This is a genomic window from Corynebacterium sp. c25Ua_89 (assembly GCF_047459735.1).
GTDB classification, from domain to species: domain Bacteria; phylum Actinomycetota; class Actinomycetes; order Mycobacteriales; family Mycobacteriaceae; genus Corynebacterium; species Corynebacterium simulans.
This window is the reverse complement of the sequence record NZ_JASBOD010000005.1, coordinates 14,230-26,380: the sequence shown is the minus strand read 5'-3', so window position 1 is coordinate 26,380 and position 12,151 is coordinate 14,230. Positions and strand designations below refer to the sequence as shown.

The 12,151-nt window shown below is 56.8% G+C and carries 12 protein-coding genes; 8 read left to right on the top strand and 4 right to left on the bottom strand.

Annotated elements, in window-relative coordinates:
- Nucleotides 1–16: 16 nt before the first annotated feature.
- A complete protein-coding gene (locus tag QKB66_RS08470; RefSeq protein WP_248092796.1) occupies nucleotides 17–835 on the bottom strand; it encodes an Fpg/Nei family DNA glycosylase in 819 nt (272 codons plus the stop codon).
- A 741-nt stretch (nucleotides 836–1,576) separates the two neighbouring features.
- On the opposite strand from QKB66_RS08470, the gene QKB66_RS08465 reads away from it, so the two are divergent.
- Together QKB66_RS08465 and QKB66_RS08460 are read left to right on the top strand one after the other, a co-directional pair.
- Nucleotides 1,577–3,073, top strand: coding sequence for a DUF1846 domain-containing protein (locus QKB66_RS08465; protein WP_070455814.1), 1,497 nt, complete (start codon nucleotides 1,577–1,579; stop codon nucleotides 3,071–3,073).
- Nucleotides 3,074–3,131: 58 nt separating this feature from the next.
- The gene (locus QKB66_RS08460; RefSeq protein WP_096336357.1) at nucleotides 3,132–4,070 is read left to right on the top strand and encodes a rhodanese-related sulfurtransferase; all 939 of its coding nucleotides are present in this window, start codon (nucleotides 3,132–3,134) and stop codon (nucleotides 4,068–4,070) included.
- 281 nt (nucleotides 4,071–4,351) lie between these two features.
- Here the strand turns inward: QKB66_RS08460 and QKB66_RS08455 are convergent, their stop codons facing one another.
- From QKB66_RS08455 to QKB66_RS08445, 3 genes are all read right to left on the bottom strand, one after another.
- Nucleotides 4,352–4,828, bottom strand: coding sequence for a hypothetical protein (locus QKB66_RS08455; protein ID WP_414253101.1), 477 nt, complete (start codon nucleotides 4,826–4,828; stop codon nucleotides 4,352–4,354).
- A gap of 24 nt (nucleotides 4,829–4,852) precedes the next feature.
- On the bottom strand, nucleotides 4,853–5,836 hold the full coding sequence (locus tag QKB66_RS08450; protein WP_414253100.1) for a universal stress protein: 984 nt from the start codon (nucleotides 5,834–5,836) through the stop codon (nucleotides 4,853–4,855).
- 155 nt (nucleotides 5,837–5,991) lie between these two features.
- Nucleotides 5,992–6,465 (bottom strand): MarR family winged helix-turn-helix transcriptional regulator, encoded by a 474-nt coding sequence (locus tag QKB66_RS08445; protein WP_070455818.1) that lies wholly within the window; start codon nucleotides 6,463–6,465, stop codon nucleotides 5,992–5,994.
- Nucleotides 6,466–6,648: 183 nt separating this feature from the next.
- On the opposite strand from QKB66_RS08445, the gene QKB66_RS08440 reads away from it, so the two are divergent.
- The 6 genes from QKB66_RS08440 (at nucleotide 6,649) to QKB66_RS08415 (ending at nucleotide 12,107) form a co-directional block, all read left to right on the top strand.
- Nucleotides 6,649–7,014: a DUF5318 family protein gene (locus QKB66_RS08440; protein ID WP_248092791.1), complete on the top strand. Its 366-nt coding sequence runs from the start codon at nucleotides 6,649–6,651 to the stop codon at nucleotides 7,012–7,014.
- 78 nt (nucleotides 7,015–7,092) lie between these two features.
- On the top strand, nucleotides 7,093–9,345 hold the full coding sequence (locus QKB66_RS08435; RefSeq protein ID WP_414253099.1) for a transglycosylase domain-containing protein: 2,253 nt from the start codon (nucleotides 7,093–7,095) through the stop codon (nucleotides 9,343–9,345).
- Nucleotides 9,346–9,528: 183 nt separating this feature from the next.
- Nucleotides 9,529–10,809 carry a glycosyltransferase family 87 protein gene (locus QKB66_RS08430; RefSeq protein ID WP_399530867.1) on the top strand — a complete coding sequence of 427 codons (1,281 nt, stop codon included), beginning with the start codon at nucleotides 9,529–9,531 and terminating at the stop codon, nucleotides 10,807–10,809.
- Nucleotides 10,809–10,997, top strand: coding sequence for a hypothetical protein (locus QKB66_RS08425; protein WP_248092788.1), 189 nt, complete (start codon nucleotides 10,809–10,811; stop codon nucleotides 10,995–10,997). Before QKB66_RS08430 ends, QKB66_RS08425 begins: the two co-directional genes overlap by 1 nt.
- A gap of 200 nt (nucleotides 10,998–11,197) precedes the next feature.
- Nucleotides 11,198–11,488 carry a 30S ribosomal protein S6 gene (gene rpsF, locus QKB66_RS08420; RefSeq protein WP_179294269.1) on the top strand — a complete coding sequence of 97 codons (291 nt, stop codon included), beginning with the start codon at nucleotides 11,198–11,200 and terminating at the stop codon, nucleotides 11,486–11,488.
- 55 nt (nucleotides 11,489–11,543) lie between these two features.
- Nucleotides 11,544–12,107 carry a single-stranded DNA-binding protein gene (locus tag QKB66_RS08415; RefSeq protein WP_248092787.1) on the top strand — a complete coding sequence of 188 codons (564 nt, stop codon included), beginning with the start codon at nucleotides 11,544–11,546 and terminating at the stop codon, nucleotides 12,105–12,107.
- Nucleotides 12,108–12,151: the final 44 nt, after the last annotated feature.

The following is a 12,151-nucleotide window of genomic DNA, read 5'->3' as shown; positions in this document are numbered from 1 at the left end:
CCAAAATACCCCCTGCTTAGGCTGGAGCGTTCTGGCAGGTAGGGCACCAGAACAGGTTCCTGCCTTCGAGCTTCTTTTCTGCGATGGGCTCGCCGCAGATATAACAAGGCATGCCGGCGCGGCGATAGACATAAACCTCGCCGCCATGGTCATCCTTGCGTGGCGCGCGACCCATGGCCTCAGGCGTGTGCTCCGGGCGGACCGTGTCGATGCGGGCGGTGGGCACGCCAGCGCGCATGAGTTCTACCAGGTCCTCCCAGATGACATCGAATTCATGGCGGTCCAGTTCATTGCCGGCAATAAAAGGCGAGATGTTCTGGCGGAATAAAACCTCGGCGCGGTAGATGTTGCCGACTCCGGCGAAGAGATGCTGATCCATCAGCAAGGAGCCGATGCTGCGGCTCGACCTGTGCACCCGCGGCCAAAGGTCGGCCGGTGATGCGTCCTCGCGGATGGGGTCCTGGCCAATCTTGGCGAGCGCGACGTCGTATTCAGCATCCGTGATGAGCCGGCACCACTGCGGCCCGCGCAGGTTGGCAGCTAGGTCATCGCTTTCGATGCGCAGGCGAATCTGGCCCCAGACATCGTCCAAAGGCTCAAAGCGCAAGCTGCCGATCAACCCGAGGTGAATATAGATGATGTGCTCTGGCGCATCGGCGGAAAAGTGCATAAAGAGATGTTTGCCGCGCGCTTCGGCGAAATCGAGCTGCGTCCCATCGAGCATGGCTGCTTCCGCCGCAAAACGGCCTTGCGGACTCGTGACGCGCAGCGGCCCACCCCGGAATTCACGGTTGAGGCGCTGTGCAAGGTGATGGATGATGTGGCCTTCGGGCATGGGGATAAGTCTATTGCATGTGCTGCGAAGAAAGCTTAAGGATAAAACGGACATTTTTCCGTTTAGAATGTGGGATTGAAGTGCGAAGACGAGACTCAATCGTTGATTTCCTGCTTTAAAGGTCTAGTTTAAATAGGTGAAAGTTAAGATAATAAACATTTATCTATTTTGTTTCTTAGGCTATAGCGCGACCATATTTGATAAAGATTGGCCCAAATATATAGTGACCCGTTCCACATTTATTTATCTCCCGGGTTAATTGGACTAGAAAGTGCCAGCGTACGGCGCTATATTTTTATAAAGCTAGGATTGGTTAATGAATTTCTTTATCAGATTTTTGTCCGATTGGCTTTGAAAACGTTGACTTTGAAACCGCCGTTGATATGCTTCGCATGGATGTATCTACTGGTGAGTGATAGATCCAACCGCTGCGCATGTAGGGGTGTGCGGCGGCTATAGCCAGGTGGGTGGGACTGCCTGGCTATAGAGGGTGGGGGTTTGTTCCGCACCCTTAGAGAGACAGGTAACGCCTGGGCCCATCCTTTCCAGGGTCCAGGCGTTACTCGTATGTTTTAGGCGGCGTCGTCAGTGCGGTTTCTTGCAGTGTGGTTTCTTGCGGTGCGGATTCGCGCAGTGTGGTGCCGTGGCAGGGCGTATGAGTAAACCCAGTTCTTTCGAGTAAAATCCAATCCAAAAGATCCAGCCCGGTTGCGGGGATTGTCTATGGCGGAAGGCCTTTAAATGACGCGTTTGCTTGGTTTTGACCGTGAGAAGTACATCGAGATGCAGTCGGAGCACATTCATGCACGGCGCGGAGAAATCGGTGGCAAACTCTACTTGGAGATGGGCGGCAAGCTCTTTGATGACATGCACGCCTCCCGCGTGCTGCCGGGCTTTACTCCAGACAACAAGATCGCCATGCTTGAGCGCATCAAAGACGATGTCGAGATTCTCATCTGCATCAACGCCAAGGACATTGAGCGCCAGAAGATGCGCGCTGACCTCGGAATCCTCTACGAAGATGACGTCTTGCGCTTGGTCGACGTCTTCCGCGGACGTGGCTTCCTGGTTAACAACATCGTCATGACCCAACTGGAAGATGGCAACAGCCAAGCTGAGGCCTTTATTGACCGCCTGGAGCGCCTTGGCCTGAGCGTTGCACGCCACCGCGTTATCCCGGGTTATCCTTCCAACACAGACCTCATCGTTTCTGAGGAAGGCCTTGGCCGGAACGAGTATGCGGAAACCACGCGTGACCTGGTTGTCGTCACTGCGCCGGGGCCAGGCTCAGGCAAGCTGGCGACCGCACTATCGCAGGTCTACCACGAACACCAGCGCGGTGTGCAGGCTGGATACGCCAAGTTTGAGACCTTCCCTATCTGGAACCTGCCGCTCGATCACCCAGTGAACCTGGCATATGAGGCAGCCACGGTCGATCTCAATGACGCAAACGTCATCGACCACTTCCATTTAAGCGCCTACGGCGAGTCCACGGTGAACTACAACCGCGATGTCGAGGCCTTCCCGCTGCTTAAGACCCTCCTGGAGAAGCTGACCGGCAACACCCCGTACCAGTCCCCAACGGATATGGGCGTCAACATGGCTGGCTTCTGCATCACCGATGACGAAGTCTGCCGTGAGGCCTCCAAGCAGGAGATTATTCGTCGCTACTTCAAGGCCTTGGTGGAAGAAGCACGCCTCGGCTTGGATTCCACGCAGTCCGAGCGCGCGGCCGTCGTCATGGCGAAGGCCGGCATCAAGTCTGATGACCGCCCAGTAGTAGCGCCGGCGCGCAAGCGTGCCGCCGAAACTGACGAGCCGGCCTCTGCGCTGCAGCTTGCCGACGGCACCATCATCACCGGCCGCACTTCTGCGCTGCTGGGCTGCTCCGCTGCGATGCTGCTCAATGCGCTTAAGCATCTCGCCGGCATCGACGATGAGATCCACCTGCTGAGCCCAGAGGCCATCGAACCGATCCAGAAGCTCAAGACCGAGTATCTGGGTTCGCGTAACCCGCGCCTGCACACCGACGAGGTGCTCATCGCTCTTTCCGCCTCCGCTGCGAAAGACGAGAACGCTCGCCGCGCAATGGCGGAACTAAAGCAGCTGGCAGGTTGTGACGTTCACACCACCACCATCTTGGGCTCGGTGGATGAGGGAATCTTCCGCAATTTGGGAGTGCTCGTGACTTCCGATCCGGTTTTTGCACGTAAGCAGGCGCTTTACCAGAAGCGCTAAACCCAAAGATTTCCGGGAAATTTAGGAAAAGCAACAGCTCACGCCTACAATCGATGGCGTGAGCCTCAGCAAAATTCTCCTTTATTACTGCTTTACCCCGATCAGCGATCCCACTGCCATCATGTTGTGGCAGCGCAACCTGTGCGAAAAGCTTGGGCTAAAGGGCCGCATCCTCATCTCCGAGCACGGAATTAACGGCACCGTCGGTGGTGACATGGATGCTTGTAAGCGCTATGTCCGTGAGACCCGCGAGTACCCGGGCTTTAAAAAGATGGAATTCAAGTGGTCCGAGGGTAGTGCCGATGATTTCCCACGCCTGTCCGTGAAGGTTCGCGACGAAATCGTGGCATTCGGCGCGCCCGGTGAGCTGAAGGTGGATGAGAACGGCGTCGTCGGCGGCGGCGTGCACCTGAAGCCAGAGCAGGTCAACGAGCTGGTTAAAGAGCGCGGCGACGAAGTCGTCTTCTTCGATGGCCGCAATGCCATGGAAGCTGAGATCGGCAAGTTCAAAAACGCCGTCGTCCCAGATGTTAAGACCACCCATGATTTCATCCAGGAAATCGAGTCCGGCAAGTATGACTGGATGAAGGATAAGCCAGTCGTTTCCTATTGCACCGGCGGTATTCGTTGCGAGATTCTTTCTTCCCTGATGAAGAATCGTGGTTTCAAAGAGGTCTATCAGATAGACGGCGGCATCGTCCGCTATGGCGAGAAATTCGGCAACGACGGTCTTTGGGAAGGCTCCCTCTACGTCTTTGACAAGCGCATGCATCACGAATTTGGGCAGGGCCTGCAAGATCCAGGTTTTATCCAGCTTGGCCACTGCGTGCATTGCGGCAATGCCACCAACACCTTCCATAACTGCATCAACGAGGACACCTGCCGCAAGCAGGTGCTCATCTGTGATGATTGCATCCAGAGCGTTAAAACCCAGCACTGTGGGCGTCCAGATTGCGCGGAAGTAGCCGCGGCTGCGGCGCAAGGTGCAGCTCAGTAACCAGCGAGCACGAATTTGCGGTTAAGGTCTTGGCTGAATCCGAGCCTGAACCAGAGCCTAACCCGAAGCCGAATCCAAAACCACAGCCAACGCATGGCTCTTCGATGCCTAAGTCTTGTGGGCCGGTACTCGCTGCCGCAGCTAGCAGGTCTAGCTGGTGGTGCGGCCGTCGCGCTGCTGTTGGGCCTGGTCATCGCAGGATGTGCGGGTAGCGGCTTCGGCTCTAGCTCGGCGTCTTAGGCGCAAGGAAAACCGAGATTCACGGATTCACGGGGGAACGGTTAGCCCAGCGGAACCAACAAGATTTGAATGTCGGTGATGCACCACAGCATGAAGTTGCAGGCCATTACCCAGAAAATTGCCATCCAGGAGCGCCAGCGCAGATAGCGTTTGAGCTTGCGCACCATGATGACGGCGGTGCCCACCATTCCCAGGAACGGGATGATGACGGTGGTCAGTGCAAAGAAGCGGCGCTGGCCTTCGGTGCACAGCCAGGTGGCAAGCTGGGCGTCGCAAAGCGCCCCGCCCTGGGAGCGGGTAATTAGGGCCACCGCAAATGCGTAGAGGCCGGAAAGTAGCAGCACAGCGACCATGAACCAGGTAGCCTGCCGGGAAGAGCGGCGGTTGGCCGCAGCTACCGCTAGGGGATCTGGCTCATCCGCGAGCTCATCGAAAGAGCTTGGCTCCGGGCGCCGCAGGTTGGCGTAGTCGGCATCAGTTGTCAGATCGTTTTCCGGATGCTCAGGCTGGAGATTCATAGGCCAAAGTCTAGTCGCCGTGGATTAGTCCGCAGTTTCGACTGAAGGTGCTGAGTCCGAAGGACGCACCAGAACTGGGACGCGCACATGCGGAAGCAGCTCGGTGGCCGTGGAGCCAATGAATACGCGTTCGAAGGGGCCCATCGGGGAAGAACCTAGGCACATCAAGTCGCCCTTCTTCCACTTCAGCGAGTCCACCGCGCCAGACCAGCCATGGCCGGTGCCGATTGCGGTAGTAATCGGTAGCTCTGGGAAGCGCTCTGCCACCACATCGTGTGCGCGGTCCAGCATGGACAAGGAATGCTCGTGCCAGCCTTTGGCTAGCTTGGAGGCGACGTCGACGTTGCCGCTGACCTGGGCGTCGAGAAGCCCGTCGGCAGAAAAGGCCACGATGCGCAGCGGAACGTTCCATGCATTCGCCAGGCGGGCGGCGCACAGCAAGGCGGGGTCCTCGGAGTCACCGCGCTCGGTGAAAGCGAAGTTGATGCGGGTCACGCCATGCTTGGAAAGCTTGATATCGCGCGGGGAAAGGCCCAACGGAATAGGGGAAAAGTGCAGCAGAGCGTCGGCAGTCGAGCCTGCGAAGAAACGGCCTTTTGGCGCGGATTGGTTAGCGCCAAGCAGGATTGCATCCGCGCCGAATTCTTCTGCCATCTCGGTCAGCAGCTGCGGGCGGGAGGGGCCGGCCAAAAGAACGGAAGGTTCTTCGTCCAGCTGGGAATCGGAGATACCCGCCGCCTCGAGTGCTTCCAGAACGCGTTCTTTGCACTTGGCCTGTTCCTTGGTGAACCACTTTTTAAATTTATTGCCGTGCTTCTTCAGCGCGGTGGTGGCCAGTGGGACGGAGAGCGTGGAAACGACCCTGATGCGAACGTTGGTGGAGCGGGCGAGCCACGCTGCAAAATCGATCGCTTCAGTGCCAGTGGAGGAAGGACTCCACGAAATTAGGATTCGCACAGGGTCTTTAGCGAGAGAAGCAAAAGACCTGTGTTGATGATTTTTATCCATTCAGCAATACATCCCGTGAACTGTCCGGGGGCGTAATTCTTAGCCCATTATTAGTCACGGGAGGGGCGAAAAAGAAATCCGGGCCTGGTCCGCATTACCCCTGGTCGCTTTGGTCTACATGCGGTTTCATGCCCGGTTTCTTTGCTAAGCGGGCTTTAGTTCATTGTCGGGCGATAGACGTCTGCCAACTTGGCAATCAGGGAACTCATCTGACGAGCCTCTTGCAAGTCTTTAGGTTCCATCCACTGCAGGATCTCCGCCAGGGCGGCGGCACGCTGACGGGAGACGATGTTCAGTTCAGATTCACCTAGTTGGGTCAGTGCCACGAGGACGCCGCGGCGGTCTTTGTCATCTCGGTGGCGCTCCACAAAGCCGTGGCGCTCCAATTGGTATAGGGCATTGGACGCGGTGGGCATGCGGATGAGTTCTGCCTGTGCGATGGTGCTCACGCGGGATGGGCCGCGCAGGCGCAGCTGGTTCATGATGGAGACCTGGGAGGTGGTCAGGGAGGAACCTTCGGTGGTGCGCTGGAAGATGAGCATCAGCTTGTTTAGCGCGGGCTGAATGCTGCGGGCTACGTCAAGGGCGTCTTCGTAGGTGGAGGGGGACTCAGCAGCTTGTTCACTCATGGAAAGTAATAGTAGCGCCCGTACACTCGCAACGGTAGTTAGGCTACGAAAAATTTAGCTTTTGAGTTGAAAAATACTTTTCGCTCATTCGCACGCGGGAACAGGTGGCGTGGTTAAGCTGTTGTCTAATTAGGTGTCTGGTCAACTTCAGGCCTGGATCTAGGAAAGGAGGATAGGACCACTGTGGCGGTTTCTTTCAAACACGTGATCTCCCACGAGTGGGAGCGTGCGCAGCTCCTGCGCAAATATCGAGCGGGCCTTATAGAAAAGGACGCGCTTTGCGACGCCGACTTTCTCCTCCGCGCAGCAGCCAAGCATCATGGCATCGACATGGTGCGCAAATGTCCTCTTTGCGGGGAGGCGATGCGCCTTACTAAATGGGTCTATGGCGAGGCGCTAGGGCGGCGTGCCGGTAGCGCGCGCAGCGATGAGGAAATCGCAGAATTCGTCGCCGAAGGCCTCGAATTTACGGTTCATAAAGTCGAAGTTTGTACGGCGTGCCGGTGGAATCACCTATTGGCGGCGGCGACGGCCTATGATGAAGGTTAGTTTTTGGCTCGGCCGTTGTGGCCGGTAAGCTGCATTTATTTAAGAAAATCTGCCCATGATTGACGAGGACACGAAGCAGTGACCGAAAAGGAATCCGCCCGACAGGAAGCTGGGCGTCATACTAAAAAATCTACGAACCAGCGCAAACGGCGTCGCTGGCCCTGGATTGTTTTGATCGTTGCCTTGGTGCTCGTGGCTGTGCCCGCAGCTCTCTTTGGCTACGCCTACTCCCAGTACACGGTCCCGGATCCAAAGGACCTTCAGGCCAACCAGGTTTCGACCATTGTTGCTGGTGACGGAAACACCCAGCTCGCTAAGTTGGTGCCGCCGGAAGGCAACCGCACGCAGGTCAAGCTGGAAGAAGTCCCTGACTACGTAGAAGATTCCGTGCTTTCGGCCGAGGACCGCGAGTTCTGGACCAACTCGGGCTTTTCCTTTACCGGCTTGGGCCGCGCAGTCTTGGGAAAGCTTACCGGTGACTCCACCGCGGGTGGTGGCTCCACCATTACCCAGCAGTATGTGAAAAACACTCTGGTGGGTGACGAGTACTCCTACGTCCGTAAGATTCGTGAGCTCATCTACTCCATCAAGATGACCAACGAATGGTCTAAGGAAGACATCCTGCAGGCCTACCTGAATACGGTCTACTTCGGACGTAATGCTTATGGCATCCAGGCTGCTTCGAACGCCTACTTCAACAAGGACGCAAAGGATCTCACCGTGGAAGAGGGCGCCATGTTGGCCGGCCTTATCCAGTCTCCTTCCGTTCTTGATCCGCGCGTTGATGAGGAAAGCTCCAAGGCGCGTTGGAACTATGTTCTCGATGGTTTGGTCGAGATGGGCGATCTCAACGCCACCGAGCGTAAGGGAATGCAGTTCCCGCAGACTCGTGATCCTTCCGAGTACTCCGCATACACCGAGGCGCCGGGCGCTTTTGGCCACATCAAGAATCAGGTCATCGCCGAACTCGAGCGCGTCGGCATCACTGAGGATCAGGTGGCAACCGGTGGTCTGAAGATCACCACCACCATCGATATGAACGTGCAGAACGCCTCCACCGATGCGGTGGATGGTCAGCTGGCTTCCCTGCAGGAAGACGCACGTGCTGCTGCCGTCACCATTGACCCGGCAACCGGCGGTATCCGCGGCTACTTCGGCGGCAACGAGGCAACTGGTTGGGACTACGCAAATGCGGGTCTGCAGACCGGCTCCACCTTCAAGATCTTTACTCTTGCGGCAGCACTGCAGCAGGGCATTGGCTTGGATACCTATTACTCCTCGGCTCCTTATCAGCTGCCTGGTTCCCAGGTGGTTACCAATGATGATGGTAGCTGCGGCAGCTGCTCCATCGCTGAGGCGATGAAGAAATCCTACAATACCTCCTTCCTCCGCCTGCAGGACGATCTGGAAAACCGTACGCAGGACACCGCAGACATGGCGCATGCCCTGGGCATTGCAAAGTCGCTGCCGGGCATCGATAAGACCCTGAGTGAGAATGGCGGGACTCCGTACGAGGGCATTGTCCTGGGCCAGTACCAGTCCCGTCCGCTGGATATGGCTAGTGCAATGGCCACTTTGACCAACGGTGGCGTTTGGCACCAGCCTCACTTCGTTCAGAAGGTGGAGACCACCGGCGGTGAGGTTCTCTACGAGTTCGACGACAAGGGCGGCGAGCGCCGTATTTCCGCGAACGTTGCCAATAATGTCTTGAAGGCAATGCTCCCGATCGCAGGTTGGTCCAACGGTGCTCTGGCCGGCGGCCGTGAGTCCGCTTCCAAGACCGGTACCACCCAGCTGGGCGATACCGGCAACAATAAGGACGCTTGGATGGTCGGCTCCACCCCGCAGCTAGCAACCGCCGTGTGGGTTGGTACTGCTGACAACACCTCTGCCATCTTCAACTCCTATGGCGGAATCATGTACGGCTCCCACTCCCCGACTCAGATTTGGAAGCAGATTCTGGATACCTCGCTGGCTAACGCTGAGTACAAGTCCTTCCCGCAGGCTTACCCCGTCCGTTTCGGTAGTGGTAGCTGGGGTTCGGGTTACACCGGCTCCTACGACTCTTCCTATAACTCTGGCGCCGCTGGCGGCTACAGCAACACCGCTCCGGAACAGGACGCTCAGGCACCTGCTCCGGCACCAGAGGATCAGGGCCAGCAGCCGGCGCCTTCGCCGAAACAGCAGGAAGGCCAGCCGGGTCAGGGACAGGGACCTGGCCAGGGGCAACCGGGTCGACCGGCACAGCCTATTCAGCCGCCAGAGGACGTCCCGTCAATTGAGGACATCATCAACGGTCAAGGTGATTTGGCCGATCTGCTTAACCAATAGGAGACATACGTGTCCAGTACATCTAATCGGCGATTAAGCGCACCGACATTGAAACGCGGGGTAAGGAATCTTCCATATACTCAGCATTTGGTGCCTCTCTCCTCTGAGCCTTTTGCATCAGGGATTGTCGAATTGTTTGGAGGTCCTCGGGGGCGCTTTGCTAAGCACAGCGGCAACAATTGGATGACTCCTTTGCGCGCGATTATCTCCGTAGCGTGGATATTTTTGGCATTCGGCTTCCTTAGTAAGGCCACCTGCGCAGGCAGCCGCACTGCAGCAGATGGACTCATCTCCCTGAACTGGGATGGCAATCGCCATTTCACCTCTTTTTGCTACAACGACATCATCCCGTTGTACGGGGGACGTGGACTTGACCAAGGCGGTTTTCCCTATGCCTTTTCGTGGCAGGAGGGCGACCTCACTCGCTATATGGAGTACCCGGTCTTGGCCGGCATGTTCCAGGGGTTCATGGGTTGGCTCTCGCGTACTACCTATCCGGTTGGCGAATGGTTCGGCATTGCTGATTCCGGTTGGTACTTCGGTCTTACCGCTCTGGTGATGTCCTGTATCTGGATTAGCACCGTCTACATGGTCTTCCGCCTAACCGGAAACCGCGCGTGGGATACCATTCTCATGGCGGCCAGCCCGTTGGTTGTCATCCATGGATTTACCAACTGGGACATCCCCTCGATTGCCTTCATGGTGGGCGCGCTTTTTGCCGTAACTCGCGGCAAGAACTGGCTTGCCGGAATCCTGATTGGCTGCGGTACTGCATTCAAACTGTGGCCGCTGTTTATCTTGGGTGCATTCCTTGTACTGGCAGCGCGCAACAAAAAGTGGGCACCATTCGGTGCGATGCTCGGCGGCACTGTAATTTCCTGGCTTGTGGTCAACGTCCCGGTGGCGTTGAAGTACCCCGAGGCTTGGCGCGAGTTCTTCCGGTTGAACGAGGAACGCGGAGCGGAGTGGACCACCATCTATGCGGTGCTCAATCGCATGGTGGGAATTGAATTTAGCCCGGAATTCCTCAACGCTTTCACCCTGCCGGCCTTCCTTATCGCGTGCGCAGTCATTGGCATCTTCGGCTTGCGGGTGGCGCGTACGCCACGCGTGGCTGAACTTATCTATTTGATCATCATGGCTTTCCTGTTGTTCAACAAGGTCTGGTCTCCGCAGTACTCTCTGTGGTTAGTGGTGCCGGCATTGCTGGCTTTACCACGTTGGCGACTGCTGATGAGCTGGATGCTTGTCGACGCCTTGGTGTGGCCTCTGCTCATGTGGCATATGCTGGGCGAGGAAAACAAAGGTATCGGGCATGGACTTCTCGACATCATGATCATTGCGCGTGACGGTTTCATTATCGTTATCGGAGTGCTCATTGTGCGCCAGATGCTGGCGAAGAACGTCGATAAAGTCCGCACAGCACACGAAGGACATGATCCACTCGTAGGTGAATTTGCCTAATGGGAATAACAATCCTGGGCATAATTTCTATCGCCCTCGGCTTCGGCTGCGTGATGGCTGCCTACTACCTCTATCAGCGCAGCGACGACCGGCGTTGGCCCATCCTGCTCGGCCTGCTGGCGCTTCTATTCTTGACGGTGATTCCAGCCGGCAGTGCAATCTTCTTCGCCACCACCATGCGGAGCTAGGTGCGAGCCACGCGCACGGTCGTTCGTGTGCTTGGTTACAGACTGTAAATCCTCAGCGGAAATATCCCGTTGAGGATTTCTTTTTGGCCGGTCAATGCGCTATTGTGGTGGGGTTGCTTGACGCAACGTACCCTCCTGCCATATCCGCAAAGGTGATATGGCCGAAAACAATTACTAGACCATAGGAGGTGATGAGGTCCGTGCGTCACTACGAAGTCATGATTATTCTGGATCCTAACCAGGATGAGCGCACCGTATCCCCGTCCCTAGACAAGTTCCTGGAAGTTGTCCGCAAGGACGGCGGCAAGGTTGAAAACGTTGATGTATGGGGCAAGCGTCGTCTTGCTTACGCCATCAACAAGAAGGAAGAGGGCATCTACGCCGTCGTTACCCTTGAGTGCGAGTCCGCATCGGTACTCGAGCTTGACCGCCGCCTGAACCTGAACGACACCATCTTGCGTACCAAGGTTCTGCGCACCGACAGCAAATAACGGATACTGGTTTCAGAGTTTTAAGAATCCACGTAACCGATAAGGAGAACAGACCATGGCACAAGGAGAAACCCCAATCACCGTTGTTGGCAACATAGTTGCTGACCCGGAGCTTCGCTTCACCCCAGCGGGTGCAGCTGTAGCAAACTTCCGCGTTGCTTCCACCCCTCGTCGCTTCAATTCGCAGACGAATCAGTGGGAGGATGGCGAAGCCATGTTCCTGACTTGCAACGTGTGGCGCCAAGCCGCAGAAAACGTTGCAGAGACTCTGACCAAGGGCATGCGAGTCATTGTTAATGGCCGCCTCCGCCAGCGTTCTTACCAGAACCGCGAGGGCGAAAACCGCACTGTCTTTGAGGTTGAGGTCGACGAAGTTGGCCCATCCCTGCGCTACGCTTCCGCTCAGGTCACCCGCAAGTCCGCCAATGGCGGCAATGGTGGTGGCAACTACGGTGGCCAGCAGCAGAACCAGGACGGTAACAACTTTGGCGGCGGCAACCAGGGCGGCTTTGGTGGAAACCAGGGCGCTCCGCAGCAGTCAGCTCCCTCGAATGATCCGTGGAATTCTGCACCACAAGCCGGCAGCTTCGGCGGTGCAGACGCTGAACCCCCGTTCTAAACACTGTCAAACGCAATTATTAACTAACTCAATTGAAAGGCAGG